The organism is Salinibacterium xinjiangense (assembly GCF_014645015.1).
Classification (GTDB): Bacteria; Actinomycetota; Actinomycetes; order Actinomycetales; family Microbacteriaceae; genus Rhodoglobus; species Rhodoglobus xinjiangensis.
On record NZ_BMLC01000002.1, the window covers coordinates 340,356 to 356,335 of the forward strand.

Sequence of the window (15,980 nt, forward strand, 5' to 3'; positions counted from 1 at the left end):
GGGAACTATTTACCCTCAGTGACTGTTCTCACCCATGAGGGTCGCAGCCGGCGGCCCACACAATACGAAGGAGGCCTGATCATGGCCACTACTGAGCGCGCAGTTCTTGCCGGTGGATGTTTCTGGGGGGCGCAGCAGTTGCTGCGTCGTCGACCAGGAGTCATCTCCACCCGCGTCGGCTATTCCGGGGGCGACACCCCCAACGCGACCTACCGCAACCACGGCGATCACGCCGAAAGCGTGGAGGTCATCTTCGACCCGTCGCTGATCTCGTATCGCGACGTGCTGGAGTTCTTCTTCCAGATCCATGACCCTTCGACGATAGACCGCCAGGGCAACGACGTAGGCCGTGGATACCGCTCCGCGATTTTCTTCGAGAATGACGAGCAGCAGAGGGTCGCCCGTGACACGATCGCCGACGTCGACGCGTCCGGCCTCTGGCCGGGCAAGGTCGTCACCGAGGTCGAGCCCGTTGGCGGATTCTGGCTGGCAGAGGAAGAGCACCAGGACTACCTCGAGGTGCGTCCGAACGGATACACCTGCCACTCGATCCGACCGGGCTGGAAACTGCCTCACCGCGACGAGTAGAACCTCAGTGACGGGTCGTCCTGGGGCGATCCGTCACTGCTTTTGCTGCAGTAAGCGGGTGTAGTGCTTGTTCCTGATACTCAGGATGATGCCGCCGATAACCGCGGCAATAAGGGATCCGGCGAGCACACCTACCTTGACGTGGTCGTCGGATTCGCTGCCGGCACCGAACGAGAGCTCGCCGACGAGCAGCGACACCGTAAAGCCGATACCGGCGATGAACGCCATGCCGATCATGTCGATCCATTTCAGGCTCGAATCAATGGCCAGCCCAGGCAGGCGGGTGACGAGAAATGTCGTCCCCGTGATGCCGATCGCCTTGCCCAGCACCAGGCCGGCGATGATTCCGATGGCGATCGGGTCGCCGAACGCCTCACCGAGCCCATCGAGACCGCCGACGGCCACGCCAGCGGCGAAGAAGGCGAAGATCGGCACAGCGACCCCGGATGACACCGAGCTCCACCGGTCGGCGAAGTGGGCGGCGAGGCCTTCGTAGACCGGCTCGCCCGCGGTATCCTTGCCGACTTCGACGCGCGCCCTGCGGGTCGCGATGACGGGGACGGCAAATCCGAGCAGCACCCCGGCGACAGTCGCGTGAATTCCGGAGGCATGCACGAGCCCCCAGGTGACCAGGGCCAGCGGAAGCAGGATCCAGATGCTTCGAACGCCACGCTGCACAGCCAGCGTGAAGATCGCGAGCGGAATGATGGCGAGCAGCAGGATGAGCGGTTGTAGGTCGTCGGTGTAGAAGATGGCGATGATCGAGATCGCGAGCAGGTCATCGACGACAGCGAGTGTCAGCAGGAAGGTGCGCAGCGCCGGTGGCAGGTTTCGGCCGACCACCGCGATCACCGCGACGGCGAAGGCGATGTCGGTTGCCGCGGGGATCGCCCATCCGTTGATCGCTTCACCGCCGACGCTCGAGACGACCGCGACGTAAATCAGTGCGGGCACCGCGACGCCGCCGATCGCGGCGGCGATGGGCAGGATCGCGGTTTGCGGCCTCCGCAGCTTGCCCGCGACGAACTCTTCCTTCAGCTCCAGGCCCACCACGAAGAAGAAGATGGCGAGCAGGCCGTCGGCCGCCCAGGATCCCACCGAGAGATTGAGATGCAGCGCCTCTGGCCCGAAGGTGAAGTCACGCAACGCTTCGTAGAACCCGGCAGCGGGGGAGTTGGCGAGAATGAGCGCCAACACAGTGGCTCCGAGCAGAAGCGCACCGCCGACGGTGTCTTGTTTGAGCGACTGGTGGATGCCCGACCAGATCGAGTGTGGCTGCTGGTGACGGAAAGAGTCATCCGGTTCGTGTGACATGTGAACACCTTTCGGGAGCGGTCGTCGAAACGGGCGACTCCGCGGTCACCCCGCCCACCAGACTTTGCGGGATACCAGATCCAGCTTAGCTAAGCTCCCGCTGGGAACCGGCCCGGTGATCATCAACCGATGATGGGTCGCTCTTCGGGAAGGTTGTAAAACAGGTTGCGCTGCTTGAGGGCGAGAGCGGCCGCGAGCCCGACGGGGCCGATTCGACCCGCGAGCATAATCAGGCTGAGCACGATCTTTCCGAATCCGTCGAGCTCTGCCGATAACCCCACCGACAGCCCGCAGGTGGCGAAGGCGGAGATGACCTCGAACAGCACCCGTTCGAGAGACGTCCCGGGGTTCGACGCGAGGATGAGCGAGGTGGCCACGAGCACGAGGGTGGCCCCGAGGAACACCACACTGATCGCGACCCGCAGGCCCTCGCTCGGAATCGACCGCCCCGCGACCCTCAGGTCCTTATCGCCCCGAGCCTCGGCGATGATCGCGAGGAACAGCACGGCAAGCGTGGTGACCTTGATGCCACCGGCGGTGGATGCCGAACCGCCGCCCACGAACATGAGGGCGTCTGTCAGCAGCAGGGTCACGGAGTTCGACGCCGAGGTATCGATGAGGGCGAATCCACCCGAACGCATCATGGTGGACGCGAAGACGGCGTGAATCACCTTCTCGATGGGTGTCTCCCCGCCGATCGTGCCGGGGTTGTTCCACTCGGAGACGCCCCATCCGATGGCACCCAGAACCAGCAGGGCGGTGGTCACCGAGAGGGTGAGTTTGGTGTGCAGGGTCCAGCGCTTGCGATTCCAGCGCTGCATGATGAGGGTGAGAAAGACCGGGAATCCGAAACTGCCGACGAAGACACCCAGGGCGATGGGCGTGATGATGAACAGGTTTCCGGCGAGCGGTTCGAGCCCGCCGGCGTGCACCGAGAATCCCGCGTTATTGAAAGAGGAGATCGCATAGAAAAGGGCATTTCCCGCGCCCTCCCACCAATTCGGCTCGACCAGCAGGAACGGCGGCAGCAGAAGCAGGAACAACGCACCTTCGATCGTGAGGGTGGTGAGCACCACGATCCGCAGCAGCGTGCCGACCTCCCCCAGCTTCGACGTGCCGATACTCTGCTGCGCGAACACCTTGCTCTGCACCCCGAGATGCCGGGTGACGGCACGGGCGAGCAGCAGCGCGATCGTGACGATCCCCAACCCTCCGACCTGAATCCCCAGAAGGATGACGATCTGGCCGAACAGCGACCAATGGCTCGCAGTATCAAGAGTCGTGAGCCCGGTGACCGTCACGGCAGACACACCTGTGAAGATCGCGTCGATGAGGGGAGTGCCCCTGGGGTCATCGGTCGAGATCGGCAACGCGAGCAGCGCGCTGAATACGGCGGCGGCAAGCACGAAGACGAGTGCTGCGGCACGGGCGGGGGAGGTGCGGGCGAATTCCCTGATCGGATGGCGCGGCCCGATTCGCTCCGTAGGCACGTGCCCTCCTCGCGTTGGACGGCTGGGAAATATGCGCCGCGCGTGAGTTTCGACTCTAGGGCACGAGCCATCGCACAACGCGAATAATGATCGGCGACAGCAGAGGCCCACCCTCGCGGAGGGCGAGACGAAAGGCGGGGCCGGCGCGAGCTACCAACCGGTGAACAGCAGGTGCTGCACGATGAGCGCGAACGCGACCTGGGTGGTAAAACCCGGTCGCCTCCATCGCTCGGGAAGCAGCGCCGTGCCGACAAGCAGCCACGGCACGAACGGCAACCAGATTCTCTCGACCTCGGCCTTACTCATGCCAGACAGGTCGGCAGCGAGAATCGTCAGGGATGCTGCCAGCGCCAGGATGACGATCGGTCGCGACAGTAAGCTCCGGATAGGGGCGGCCCCCCGAATTGCGACGGCGACAGCAGCCCCGACCAGCGGCCCGGCGCTGAAGGCGAGAGCCGCGAGGTTTCCCCAGATCCAGTAGGTGATCGGGCGGCGGGTGGCGATGCCGTCCCAGTATCGTTCGACAAGCACCGGATAGGCATCCCACCACACGAAGCCACCCGCCACGAACGCGAGCACGACGGCCACGGCCGCGACGAACGCCCACGGCAGAGGCTTCCAGGTGCGGGCGATCGCCAGCACCGCTACCGAGAGGATTCCGAGAAGCGGGAGGCCGTAGGACAGCATCACGCAGTAGCCCAGCAGCAACCCGGCGGCTATTCCCCATCCCGCGATGCCGCGCATCCTCGGGGAGGTTGCGGCGAACGCGAGGAGGCAGAGCCCCCACGCCGCGAAGGCCCCGAACATCGCGTCGCCTGAGACCGCCATCCAGATCGCGGCCGGTCCCATGACGAGGAAGGGCGCTGCAAGCCGTGCACCCTTTTCGGCACCGAGCCGACGCAGGGTGAGTAACACTGCGACCGGGGTCGTCGCAGCGATCACGATGACGACGAAGCCTGCCGCGAGCCCGCTGCCGAGCCCGAGTTGCACGAGCACGACGAAGAAGAGCAGGGCCCCCGGTGGGTGGCCCGCGATGTGCACAGGCCAATTGTCGACGGAGTCGAGGGGGATATGTGCGATGTATTCGCGCAGCGTCGCGCCGAAATCGGTCACCTCCCTGGCCGTCCGCAGATATTCGTACTGGGTGTCGAGGATCACGCCGATCCCGTCCAGACCGTCGACCGCGGCGAGACTCACCATCCAGGCACCAGCGACGACGAAGCTGCCCAGCAGCAGCCACCGCCACGGCGCCCTGGCCGCGGCATCCGTCGCGTAGCGGATTGCGACGACGGCAAGAATTACGGCGGCGATCGTGCCGGGCCCGACCCGCGGCATCCACTCGGCATGAAGCGGGGGAAACGACCTGACGTACACGTTCTGGTTGAGCGCCCAGGGAACAAGCATCGCGAGGGCCATGAGGGCGACGGCGACCGCCACACCGACCCAGGGGGCGATGGTGACTTTGGATTTCACGACACGCTCGCATACTCGACGAAGGTGCGGTCGCCCTGCACCCACGTCTGGATGAACACGAGGCCAGCGGCTGCGGCATGCTCGTTCAAGGCGTGGATTCCTACCTCCGCCCAGGGAAACGGGAGGCTCGAGCGACCGAGGTCATCGATGACGGTCGCCTCGAACACGCGGTTGCGGGAGGAGTCGGGGTGCGTTTCGGCAAGCACGCGACCATGGCCATGGCCAAGCACCAGTTCTGCGCACCGCTTCAGCAGTTCTACGGGGTCGCCCCCGATGCCGATGTTGCCGTCGATGAGCATCGCGGTGCCCCAGGTTCCCTCGCCCGGTAGTCCCTGGAAGATAGACCGGCGCAGCACGGGCAGACCCTGTTCCTGTGCGATGCGCACGGCGACCACCGAGGCGTCGATTCCGAGTGCGACATGTCCGCGGAGAATGGCGGCATGCACCAGGCGACCCGGGCCGCAGCCAAGATCGATCACCGGGCCTCGTGCCCTCGAGAGGGCCTGCCCGTCATGCACATCGGCTGATGCCAGAAATTTAGCCACATCGATAGTGTCGCGAGTACCGTCGGAGTCGACAAGGTACAGTGCGCGATCGGGGTCGACGAGAGCCCGGTCGTACGGCTCGAGATCTCCGCCCCCGAACGCCCTGTCGGGCTCGATGGTAGTCACAGTTGTCACCCTTCTGACTTTAGGCAACCTCACATCCGAACTGCCCGGCAATCCCTTACAAATCGGAGTCGAGTGGGGTATGCGGGCCGTTTGATCTATCGCGCGCACCGCTGGGCTTCACCCTGTTCGACGCGTCGGGCTCCAACAGAAGGGGCAGCGTGCCGCAAGAAGCCGCTCACAAGACGCCCCTCATAGGGCGGTGCCTTTCGCGCTGCCTCAGGGGGTAACGCTCGGCGTCTCGGGACGTGGGCGCAACCCCTGTTCCGAGATTTTTCTCGTGGCTACCATAATCGGATGGTCGACGCCGAGACAGACAATGGACGACAGGCACACGCCATACCCAAGACCCTCACCGCGGCGGTGGTCTACAACCCCATCAAGGTAGATCTCGACGCGCTGAAAGCGGCGGTGGGTGGCACATCCGGAGCGTCCGAGTGGACGACCCTGTGGTTTCCCACGTCGGCCGACGACCCGGGGCAGGGTCCGGCGCGCGAGGCGATCGAGGCCGGGGCATCCATGATCATCGCAGCGGGAGGCGACGGCACGGTGCGCGCCGTCGCCGAGGTGGTGCGCGGCTCTGGCACGACGCTCGCGCTTCTTCCCTCGGGCACCGGCAACCTGCTCGCCCGCAACCTCTCGTTGACGCTGGATGACACCGCCCACTCCCTTGAGACAGCGTTCTCTGGTGTTGATCGCAATATCGATGTGGCGTCGATCGAGATCAGGCGAGCAGACCGCTCCGTTGACAAGCACGCGTTCCTCGTGATGGCGGGCACCGGTCTCGATGCGAAGATCATGTCGAACACCGACGACGACCTGAAGAAGAAGCTGGGCTGGCTGGCCTATGCGCAGGCGATGGTGAAGGTCATGCGCGACAAGACCCAGCTGCGGCTCGAGTACAAGATCGACAGTGGTAGGAATCGCGTGGCCCGGGTGCAGGCCATCATCGTAGGAAACTGTGGGTCACTGCCCGCCAACATCCTGCTTCTTCCGGATGCCGCCGTCGACGATGGCCTGCTCGATGTGATCGTGGTCAAGCCGGAATCGATTAGGGGCTGGATCGCGGTGGCGGTCAAAATCCTCTGGGAGAACGGCGTCGTCAAGCGAACGAAGCTTGGCAGGGGCGTGCGTGAACTCTCCACAGACTCCGTCGATATGCGCCAGTGCAAGACGCTGACCGTGCGGCTGAACCGGCCCGGGGAGGTGCAGCTCGACGGAGATCCGTTCGGCGAGATGACAGGATTCCGCATCACCGTCGAACCCGGAGCCCTCACCGTCAGGGTACCGGCGGCGTAGTCGGCCGGAGTAGGTGGCACGGTAGGTGGTGGACCTCGGCTCCGGTCGACCCACGCCTTTCGGCCCGAAAGTTTGTAACCTCATGACCAGGCTCGGCGTGCGCAATCGTGTCGAGATAGCGATCTGGGCGCTGGCCCGCCGAGGAGAGTCATGAACGAGAAGACACCGCCGACCCTGCCACCTCGATGGTTTGTGCGAGCCGCATGGGTGGTGCACCGCGCCATCTACCGGGTCACCCGAGGTCGTCGGGGGCTCTGGCTGCCGAAACCGAACAAGTGGGGCGCTATGCGGCTCACCACCATCGGGCGACGCACCGGCGAGAAGCGCAGCGTCATCCTCGGTTACTACGACGACGGGCCGAACCTCGTGACCTTGGCCATGAACGGTTGGGGCGAAGGCGAACCAGCATGGTGGCTCAACCTTCTGGCGAATCCGGATGCGACAGTTGTGCTGGCGAACGGTCGGCGCGCTGTGACGGCGACCGCGGCACACGGCACCGAACGTGATCGTCTGTGGGGCCGATGGCGCGACATGGGCGACGACGTCGACGGCTATGCGAAGCTGCGCTCCGCCGAAACCGCGATCGTGGTGCTCAGCCTGCGCGGGTAGCAGACTGAGCGCTGGCAACGCGGGCCCAGTGTGTCGCGCGGGGCCCGACCTGCCCAATAGGCAGAAGCCTTGGCCATGCGGGCCCCTATAAAAGAGCACAATTCCTGGCTACTTCTGTGGGGCCCCCTGTCGGATTCGAACCGACGACCCCCGCTTTACAAGAGCGGTGCTCTGGCCAACTGAGCTAAGGGGGCAAACGAACCTTCCCCATAATAAGGGACGCGCGGTACGACTAGCGTTGTCCCGTGTCGATACCTGCGCCGAAGCATCCGGAAACCAGAGTGCTCGTGCCGGGAGTGCTCGGCGCCTTGCTGGTCGGTGCTGGCATCGCGTGCCAGGCCCGCATCAACGGGGAGCTGGGTACCGAACTGGGTGATGGATACATCGCCTCGGTGATCTCGTTCGGCTCCGGGCTGGTGCTCATGCTTGTGATCTTGGCGCTGTCGAAGCCGGGACGTGCCGGATTCCGCATCATCCACACGGCACTGCGAACTCGGGAGATCCCGTGGTGGCTGGTGATGGGCGGCGCTTCGGGTGCGCTGTTCGTGCTGTCCCAGGGGCTCGCGGCGGGACTGCTCGGCATCGCCGTGTTCACCGTCGCCGTCGTGTTCGGCCAGACCCTCAGCGGGCTCGTCGTCGACCGGCGCGGTATGGGCTCCACCCCGCCGCGCTCGATCACCCCGGCCCGCATCGTGGGATCGGCCCTCATGCTTGCCGCCGTCGTGCTGGTCGTCTCGACGCAGTTCATCGGCAGCGTGCCGCTGTGGCTCGTGCTGCTGCCGTTCATCGCGGGCCTCGCCATCCCGTGGCAGCAGGCCGCCAATGGCGAGGTGAGAATGCTGTCGGGCTCACCCGTGACCGCGACGGTGGTGAACTTCGTCGTCGGTACGACGCTGCTCGTGCTTGCCGCCGCTGTGCATGCCGCATTCGTCGGTCTGCCGACGGCGTATCCGACGAACCCCGTGCTCTACCTCGGTGGCGCGATCGGAGCCGGATTCATCGGCCTCGGTGCGATCTTGGCGCCGCGTATCGGCGTGCTGCTGCTGGCCCTCGGAACGATCTCGGGGCAACTGGTCGTGGCGCTGCTACTCGACATCGTGGTCCCGGCCGACGGACATCCACTCGCTTGGACTACCGTCGCCGGCACGGCGATCACCCTCGTTGCACTGGTCATCGCCGCGACGCCAGCGCTGCGGTTCAGGGCGTCGAGAGGTGCTGCGAGACCGTAATCTTCGGGCGCGACTGCGACTTCGACTTCGCGGGTTTGCCACCGACATACAGCCAGCCCATGAGCTTCTCGTTCTTCGCGAGTTTGTGCACCTTCGCGACGCGCTTGTTGCGGGTGAGATCGCCGGTGCGCCAGAAAACGCCCCATCCCGCCTCGTCGAGCAGGAGGCTCATCATGTAGGCGACACCGGATGCCACGACCTCCTGCTCCCATTCGGGCTTGCTCTTCGACCGGTGAATGGCCACCACGGCGATCAGCAGTGATGCGCGCAGCGGTTTATCTGCCGAACCACCCTCCTTCGCAAAGGCCTTGCCGAGCTTCACCCTGTCGTCACCGCGCAACTCGATCAGCCGCCACGGCTTCAATGAGCCGTGGTCGGCGATCGTTGCGGCAGCCTCAACGAACGGGTGAAGTTGTTCGTGGGTGGGTGCGTCAGCGGTGACCTGGGGGTAGGAATGCCGACGCATGACCGCCTGCAGAGCAGACAATCAGTCTTCCTTGAAGCCGAGGGAGAGCGAGTTCATGCAGAACCGGTCGCCGGTCGGGGTCTGGGACGCGTCATCGAACAGGTGTCCGAGGTGCGAGCCGCACGTTCCGCACACGACCTCGGTACGAACCATGCCCAGCGACTTGTCGGTTTTCAACTCGACCGCGTCAGGGTTCACCGATTCGAAGAAGCTTGGCCAGCCGGATCCTGAGTCGAACTTCGAACCGCTCGTGAACAGCTCGGCGTTGCATGCACCACAGGTGTACGTGCCCTCGCGCTTCTCGTCGAGTAGCGCTCCAGACCAGGGGCGCTCTGTCGCTGCCTCACGCAAAATCGAGTAGCGATCGCCTAAGTCGTTGCGCCACTCCTGCTCGGTCTTCTCTACCTTGTACGTCATGTGTTTCTCCTCAATACGGGAAAGCGATGTTCCTCCTGTATTAAACTCGCGATCGTGCCCGAATGTTCCGTCGTCTCCCGCTCATGGAGCGAACTCACAACTAACGAACTGTACGCCGCGCTGAAATTGAGAACGGATGTGTTCTTCGTCGAGCAGAAGGTCGACGAAGAAGAACTCGACAACCGCGACCAGGAGCCGGGTACGCGCCACTACTGGATCGCCGACTCCACGGGAACCGTGGCCTACCTGCGCGTGCTCGTGAATGAGTCGCCTGACCACCTCGACGCCCACCACATCATCGGTCGGGTCGTCGTGCGTGAGGATCGCCGCGGTGAAGGTCTCGCGCAGCAGCTGATGGCCCGCGCCCTCGAGGAGTTCTCCGGCGTCCCGATGCTGCTGCACGCTCAGCACTACGTCGCCCCGCTGTACGCGAAGTTCGGTTTCGTAGCCTTCGGCGAGCCGTACGACGAAGCGAGCATCATGCATATCTCCATGTATCGCGCCGGCTCGACGGAGCGTTGAGCTTCGTGGCGAGCCCCCAGCCTCCCGGTTTCGGGGTCGTTGCGGCCTATGATGGCACCGCGCTTTGGAGGTGTGGATGAGTTCGCAGCCGCAGCCCGCGGACGGCCATGAATCGGGCCTGTCTGCTCGCGACACCTCCATCCTCGACTTCGAGCGCGAGTGGTGGCGGCACGTCGGAGCGAAGGAAGAAGCGATTCGTTCGCAGTTTTCGCTGTCTACCGCCCGTTATTATCAGGTCCTGAATGCAGTGATCGACCTGCCCGCAGCTGTGCGACACGATCCGATGCTCGTAGGACGGTTGCAGCGCGCTCGCGACGCACGAACCTACTCGAGAGCGGCCCGAGCATTTCGAAGCCCGGAACGCGGCGCTGGTTCGCCCCCCGACGAAGAATCGACCTCCTGACCCATGGCCTACCCCAAAGACCGGTTCGATGAACTCCCCGACGACCTGCAGCGCATCGGCGCGCACCGTGGCCCGGCGCGTCGAGGGCGTGGATGGATCGCATTCGCGTGGGCAGCGCTCGCCTCGCTCGTGTTGATCCTGGGCGGCATCATCGGGCTCAGGACGTTCATGGGCATCGAGGTCGACATTCCGTTCCTGTCGGCGGCACCGGCGCCGACATCGTCGCCAGCGCCGGCGCCGACATCGTCGCCCACCGCTGAGCCTGTGCTCGACCCATCCAGTATCGATCCTGCCCGTGCGATCACGACCTCGATCTACAACGGCACCACCGCGGCTGAGCTGCAGAACACCGTGGGTGACGCTCTCGCTGCCGCAGGCTGGACTATCGACGCCCGCGCCCGCGCCTCGACCAGCGACGTTGCGGTGACAACCGTCTACTACAGCGATCCGGCGAATGAGGATGTTGCTCGCGGCCTGGTCGTCGCGCTCGGAATCGGGGAGATCTCCCTGATTCCCGCCGAGACCTTCCCCGGCAACCCGCTGAATATCGTCATCGGCGCCGACTATCCGGGCGCAACCCCCGCAGGATAGGGCCGACCGGCACGAGCCATGCCGCGGGTGGGCGACGCTCGACATCCAGCCCCCGTCCGGACTGCAACAGCTCAGGTCAGGAAAACGGAACTGGCCAACGGGACCGTGGGATGGGTCAACCTCGTAAAGGGCTGCGGTTTCATCGCCGTCGATGATGGGACCAGGATCTCGTCGTTCATTTACCCGTCCATCGAGATGGGTGCCTGCAAAGTTCTCGAAGAGGACAGCGCGTGATCTTCGACGCGGGACGGGCGCCAGGCGACCGCGGGCCGACGCGGCCCGATCCGCCCGGTCACCCGACTCGACTGCGGCAGGCGCCGCCCGCTTCGGTGGGCGGTCGCGCCTGCGTTATGGGGCATCCGCACCCCGTCATTGTCTTGCACTCGACACCATCGAGTGCTAATTTAACCATTGGCACTCGCATGTTTCGAGTGCTAACGAATTCGCTCGTACGACGTCCGGGAGGGACGAGAAACACACATGGCAAAGATCATTGCTTTCAACGAAGAGGCCCGTCGCGGCCTCGAGCGCGGCCTGAACATTCTCGCCGACGCAGTCAAGGTCACCCTCGGCCCACGTGGCCGCAACGTCGTACTCGAGAAGAAGTGGGGCGCTCCCACCATCACGAACGATGGTGTGTCGATCGCCAAGGAGATCGAACTCGACGACCCATACGAGAAGATCGGTGCCGAGCTCGTCAAAGAGGTCGCCAAGAAGACCGATGACGTTGCTGGCGATGGAACGACCACCTCGGTCGTTCTCGCCCAGGCGCTCGTTCGCGAAGGCCTGCGCAACGTCGCGGCCGGTGCAGACCCGATCAGCCTGAAGCGCGGAATCGAGAAGGCCACGGCCGCCGTCATCGCGGCCCTCATCGCCAGCGCCAAAGAGATCGAGACCAAGGAAGAGATCGCTGCCACGGCATCGATCTCTGCTGGTGACCCCGAGATCGGCGCGCTGATCGCCGAGGCCATCGACAAGGTCGGCAAGGAAGGCGTTGTCACGGTCGAGGAGTCGAACACGTTCGGCACCGAGCTCGAGCTCACCGAGGGAATGCGCTTCGACAAGGGTTACCTGTCGGCATACTTCGTCACCGACCCTGAGCGCCAGGAAGTGGTCTTCGAAGACCCCTACATCCTCATCGTCAACAGCAAGGTCTCGAACATCAAAGACCTGCTGCCCATCGTTGACAAGGTGATCCAGAGCGGCAAGCAGCTTCTCATCATCGCGGAAGACGTGGACGGGGAAGCTCTCGCAACCCTGGTAGTCAACAAGATCCGTGGCATCTTCAAGTCGGTTGCCGTCAAGGCCCCCGGTTTCGGAGACCGTCGCAAGGCGCAGCTCGCCGACATCGCCATCCTCACGGGCGGACAGGTCATCTCCGAGGAGGTCGGCCTCAAGCTTGAGAACGCGACCCTCGACCTGCTGGGCCGTGCGCGCAAGGTCATCATCACCAAGGATGAGACCACCATCATCGAAGGATCGGGCGAAGAAGAGGCCATCGCTGGCCGCGTCAAGCAGATCCGTGCCGAGATCGAGAACACCGACAGCGACTACGACCGTGAGAAGCTCCAGGAGCGCCTCGCGAAGCTCGCTGGTGGCGTCGCCGTGATCAAGGCCGGAGCCGCAACCGAGGTCGAGCTCAAGGAGCGCAAGCACCGTATCGAAGATGCAGTGCGCAACGCCAAGGCAGCTGTCGAAGAGGGCATCGTCGCCGGTGGTGGCGTCGCACTCATCCAGGCCGGCAAGATCGCGTTCGAGTCTGACGCAATCAAGAACCTGGTCGGCGACGAGGCAACGGGCGCGAACATCGTGCGCGTAGCCATCGACGCTCCGCTCAAGCAGATCGCACTCAACGCGGGCCTCGAGCCCGGCGTTGTGGCTGACAAGGTTCGCCACCTCCCGGTTGGCCAGGGCCTCAACGCCGCGACCGGTGAGTACGTCGACATGCTCGCTGCAGGAATCAACGACCCGGTGAAGGTGACTCGCTCAGCACTGCTGAACGCTTCGTCGATCGCTGGTCTGTTCCTCACGACCGAAGCTGTTGTCGCTGAGAAGCCTGAGAAGAATTCAGCGCCGATGGGTGACCCGTCGGGCGGCATGGACTTCTAGGTCTCCGAAACACACAAAACGGCCGGTCTCCTTCGGGAGGCCGGCCGTTTCGTTGTTCGCGGCTGTCTAGCGCGAGAACAGCCGGGCGTTCGCGGCCTCGATCTCGGCATACTGCTGGCCAGCATGCGTCAGGGCCTGGTTGATCGCCGCGAGGTTTTCCTCGACCCGCTGCTGGGTTGTCTTCCACTCGGTGACGACACCGGTGAATGCCGAGGCGGCCTGGCCGGTCCACGACGATTGCAGGTTTGTCAGCTGGCCGTGGAGGCCTGCGACTTCCGATTGGATGCGGGTGATGGACGACCGTACCGCGCCTGTGGCGCTGATAACGGCTTCACTGTCTACTTGGTATCGGGTCATGGGCGAGACGGTACGCCGCGACGACGCGCGCCGGTCTACTGGTTCGGAGCGACGGGGAGAGCCGGGGCATCCTGCGCACTGTGAAGGAGGGGAAGGCTGACCCGGAAGGTCGCACCACCGCCCGGAGTCTCGAGCACCTCGACCTCGCCGTGGTGTGACTCGACGATCGCCGCAACGATCGCCAGCCCCAGCCCGCTGCCACCCGTCGCTCGCTGGCGCGAACTGTCTGCGCGGTAGAAGCGCTCGAAGATGCGCCCACGAATCTGCGGCGGGATGCCCTCACCGTGATCGATCACGGAGATGACAGCACGACGGCGGGTCGAGTCGACGCCAACGCCGATCTCGAGCGGGCTGCCGGGCACGGTGAAGCGCATGGCGTTGCCGATGAGGTTGGCGACCACCTGGCGGATCTTGTTCTCCTCGGCCATCACGGCGGCGCGGAGGGTCGCATCCGGGGGCTCGACGGCGGCCATGATGGGGCCGTCCTCTTCCCGCGCGCGCGAGCGGCGCGCAACCAGCCGTGCAAGGGTCGCCCCGGCAAAGGCAATGGGGCCGGTGACCTGGATCGACGCGGCCCGGGCCGATTCTTCCTCTGGCTCGGGAAGGAGGAGCTCTTGCGTCGGCGGGTTCACCTCGACCGGTTTGGCTGGAGCGATGTCGGTACCCACGACCGTCACCACCCGATCCGGAGCTGACGCCATCGCATCGAGCGCGGCATCCCGGGCGAGAGGCACCAGGTCGATTTCGGTGAGCTGAAGAGGTTTCGCCTCGTCGAGCCTGGCGAGTTCGAGCAGGTCTTCGACCAACTCACCCATGCGGATCGCTTCTTTCTCGATACGCTCCATGGCCTGCGCGACATCCTCGGGTTTCGTGAGCGCGCCCATCCTGTACAGCTCGGCGTAACCACGCACCGAAACGAGCGGAGTGCGAAGCTCGTGGCTCGCGTCACCCACGAAGCGACGCATGTGGTCGATGATGCGGGCCCGGTCGGCGAACGCGCTGTCGATGGTGCCGAGCATGGAGTTCAGGGAGCGATTCAGCCGCCCGACTTCGGTGTTCGGGGTGGCGCCAGCGATGCGCTGGTTGAAGTCGCCATCAGCGAACCGGGCGGCGGTGGCTTCCACTTCCCTCAGCGGTGTGAAGGTGGATGTCACGAGCAGCCGTGTGAGCGCACCGCCAAAGATCACCACCGTCAGCCCGAAGAACAGGAAGATGGCGGCCAGCCGGGATATCGTCGCGTTGGAAGCCCCGAGATCGAGGCCGATGACTACGGTGAGCGGCTCTGTGGAGGCCGACGTCTTGAGCGGATAGCCACCGACCCGCCACTGTCCGCCGATGGATTCCCCCGCCACCGTGATGGCGCTCTTCTGGCCGATTATCGCGCCGGCGTTGGTCGGCTGGCTGCTCTCGCCGGAACGGTTGCTGCACAGCACCTTGCCGCTGTTGTCCACCATCGCGAGGTAGTAGTCGGTGGGGAAAGGGTAGACGCGGCAGACCATGCCACCGGCGGTGTCTGTGGTGAGCTCGAAGACCTGCCGATCGATGAGGATCAGGGCGACACCGTCGATCTTCTTATCGACCTCGTCGAGCAGGTAGTTGCGCAGGACCGTCATGGTACCGACGCCTGCCACAAGCAGGCCCATCGTCAGTAGCAGAACCGTCACGCCAGTAATTTTGGTGCGGAGCGAGATCCGGTTCCACCACTCGGTGAGAGCATGCATAAGGTCGCTAGTTTATGCCCCCGATGTTGACTAGACCCTGGCAGCTTTCAGCATGTAACCGAAGCCCCGTTTGGTCTGGATGACCGGCTCGTCAGAGAACTGGTCGAGCTTGCGGCGCAGATAGGAGATGTAGCTCTCGACGATTCCGGCGTCGCCGTTGAAGTCGTACTCCCAGACATGATCGAGGATCTGCGCTTTCGACAGCACCCGGTTCGGGTTCAGCATCAGGTAGCGCAGCAGCTTGAACTCGGTGGGGCTCAGTTCGATCTGCTCGGCACCGATGGTCACCTCATGAGTGTCCTGGTCCATGGTGAGCTCGCCAGCACGGATCACAGCCTCTTCGTCGTCCTGCATGGTGCGACGCAGGATCGCCTTGATGCGGGCCACGATTTCATCGAGGCTAAACGGCTTGGTCACGTAGTCGTCGCCGCCCACGGTGAGACCGGTGATCTTGTCTTCGGTGTCATCTTTGGCGGTGAGGAAGAGGATGGGCGCCGTGTAACCGGACGCGCGCAGCCTCTTGGTCACGCCGAACCCGTTCATGTCCGGCAGCATCACGTCGAGGATGATGAGATCGGGTTCTTCTTCGAGCACGGCAGAGATCGCCTGTGCCCCGTTGCCGACCGCTCGCACGGCGAAACCAGCGAAGCGCAGGCTCGTGGTGAGAAGGTCGCGAATGTTGGGTTCGTCGTCGACAATGAGAATTTTCGGTCCGTCAGCCATG

17 protein-coding genes and 1 tRNA gene are annotated in these 15,980 nt (G+C 64.4%); 8 read left to right on the top strand and 10 right to left on the bottom strand.

Translation table 11 applies throughout. The annotated features are described in order from the left end of the window. Positions 1-81: 81 nt before the first annotated feature. Positions 82-588, top strand: coding sequence for a peptide-methionine (S)-S-oxide reductase MsrA (gene msrA, locus IEW81_RS08365; RefSeq protein ID WP_097059477.1), 507 nt, complete (start codon positions 82-84; stop codon positions 586-588). 33 nt (positions 589-621) lie between these two features. Here msrA and nhaA read toward each other — a convergent pair whose 3' ends face one another. The 4 genes from nhaA to IEW81_RS08385 form a co-directional block, all read right to left on the bottom strand. Beyond that, on the bottom strand, positions 622-1,902 hold the full coding sequence (nhaA, locus tag IEW81_RS08370; protein WP_097059478.1) for a Na+/H+ antiporter NhaA: 1,281 nt from the start codon (positions 1,900-1,902) through the stop codon (positions 622-624). Positions 1,903-2,024: 122 nt separating this feature from the next. Continuing rightward, entirely contained in the window at positions 2,025-3,392 is a 1,368-nt protein-coding gene (locus tag IEW81_RS08375) for a TrkH family potassium uptake protein (RefSeq protein WP_229671308.1), read from the bottom strand. 150 nt (positions 3,393-3,542) lie between these two features. Beyond that, on the bottom strand, positions 3,543-4,865 hold the full coding sequence (locus tag IEW81_RS08380) for a hypothetical protein (RefSeq protein ID WP_218839951.1): 1,323 nt from the start codon (positions 4,863-4,865) through the stop codon (positions 3,543-3,545). Continuing rightward, a complete protein-coding gene (locus tag IEW81_RS08385; RefSeq protein ID WP_229671309.1) occupies positions 4,862-5,536 on the bottom strand; it encodes a class I SAM-dependent methyltransferase in 675 nt (224 codons plus the stop codon). The genes IEW81_RS08380 and IEW81_RS08385 overlap by 4 nt, the downstream gene beginning before the upstream one ends. Before the next feature lie 294 nt (positions 5,537-5,830). Here IEW81_RS08385 and IEW81_RS08390 point away from each other — a divergent pair, with 294 nt between their 5' ends. Together IEW81_RS08390 and IEW81_RS08395 are read left to right on the top strand one after the other, a co-directional pair. Further along, complete coding sequence (locus IEW81_RS08390; protein WP_097059479.1) at positions 5,831-6,832, top strand: diacylglycerol/lipid kinase family protein; 1,002 nt, start codon at positions 5,831-5,833, stop codon at positions 6,830-6,832. Between the two features lie 150 nt (positions 6,833-6,982). Further along, the gene (locus IEW81_RS08395; protein WP_097059480.1) at positions 6,983-7,441 is read left to right on the top strand and encodes a nitroreductase/quinone reductase family protein; all 459 of its coding nucleotides are present in this window, start codon (positions 6,983-6,985) and stop codon (positions 7,439-7,441) included. A 117-nt stretch (positions 7,442-7,558) separates the two neighbouring features. Here IEW81_RS08395 and IEW81_RS08400 read toward each other — a convergent pair. Next, positions 7,559-7,635, bottom strand: a tRNA-Thr gene (locus IEW81_RS08400). A 51-nt stretch (positions 7,636-7,686) separates the two neighbouring features. Between IEW81_RS08400 and IEW81_RS08405 the strand changes: the two genes are divergently transcribed. Continuing rightward, on the top strand, positions 7,687-8,670 hold the full coding sequence (locus IEW81_RS08405; RefSeq protein ID WP_229671310.1) for a DMT family transporter: 984 nt from the start codon (positions 7,687-7,689) through the stop codon (positions 8,668-8,670). Here IEW81_RS08405 and IEW81_RS08410 read toward each other — a convergent pair. Together IEW81_RS08410 and msrB are read right to left on the bottom strand one after the other, a co-directional pair. Beyond that, a complete protein-coding gene (locus tag IEW81_RS08410; protein WP_373285386.1) occupies positions 8,639-9,157 on the bottom strand; it encodes a nitroreductase family protein in 519 nt (172 codons plus the stop codon). The two genes, IEW81_RS08405 and IEW81_RS08410, sit on opposite strands and share 32 nt — an antisense overlap. Next, positions 9,158-9,553, bottom strand: a complete 396-nt coding sequence (msrB, locus tag IEW81_RS08415; protein ID WP_097059482.1) for a peptide-methionine (R)-S-oxide reductase MsrB — start codon at positions 9,551-9,553, stop codon at positions 9,158-9,160. It abuts the gene before it with no gap. 54 nt (positions 9,554-9,607) lie between these two features. Here msrB and IEW81_RS08420 point away from each other — a divergent pair, with 54 nt between their 5' ends. From IEW81_RS08420 to groL, 4 genes are all read left to right on the top strand, one after another. Next, positions 9,608-10,075, top strand: coding sequence for a GNAT family N-acetyltransferase (locus tag IEW81_RS08420; RefSeq protein WP_097059483.1), 468 nt, complete (start codon positions 9,608-9,610; stop codon positions 10,073-10,075). Positions 10,076-10,151: 76 nt separating this feature from the next. Beyond that, a complete protein-coding gene (locus tag IEW81_RS08425; RefSeq protein ID WP_097059484.1) occupies positions 10,152-10,478 on the top strand; it encodes a DUF3263 domain-containing protein in 327 nt (108 codons plus the stop codon). Between the two features lie 3 nt (positions 10,479-10,481). Beyond that, entirely contained in the window at positions 10,482-11,069 is a 588-nt protein-coding gene (locus IEW81_RS08430; protein ID WP_097059485.1) for a LytR C-terminal domain-containing protein, read from the top strand. Between the two features lie 480 nt (positions 11,070-11,549). After that, a complete protein-coding gene (groL, locus tag IEW81_RS08435; RefSeq protein WP_097059486.1) occupies positions 11,550-13,178 on the top strand; it encodes a chaperonin GroEL in 1,629 nt (542 codons plus the stop codon). Between the two features lie 66 nt (positions 13,179-13,244). Here groL and IEW81_RS08440 read toward each other — a convergent pair whose 3' ends face one another. The 3 genes from IEW81_RS08440 to IEW81_RS08450 are packed head-to-tail and all read right to left on the bottom strand — an operon-like array spanning position 13,245 to position 15,979. After that, the gene (locus IEW81_RS08440) at positions 13,245-13,535 is read right to left on the bottom strand and encodes a WXG100 family type VII secretion target (protein ID WP_097059487.1); all 291 of its coding nucleotides are present in this window, start codon (positions 13,533-13,535) and stop codon (positions 13,245-13,247) included. A 35-nt stretch (positions 13,536-13,570) separates the two neighbouring features. Next, positions 13,571-15,256, bottom strand: coding sequence for a sensor histidine kinase (locus IEW81_RS08445; RefSeq protein ID WP_097059488.1), 1,686 nt, complete (start codon positions 15,254-15,256; stop codon positions 13,571-13,573). 30 nt (positions 15,257-15,286) lie between these two features. After that, on the bottom strand, positions 15,287-15,979 hold the full coding sequence (locus IEW81_RS08450; RefSeq protein WP_097059489.1) for a response regulator transcription factor: 693 nt from the start codon (positions 15,977-15,979) through the stop codon (positions 15,287-15,289). Position 15,980 lies beyond the last annotated feature (1 nt).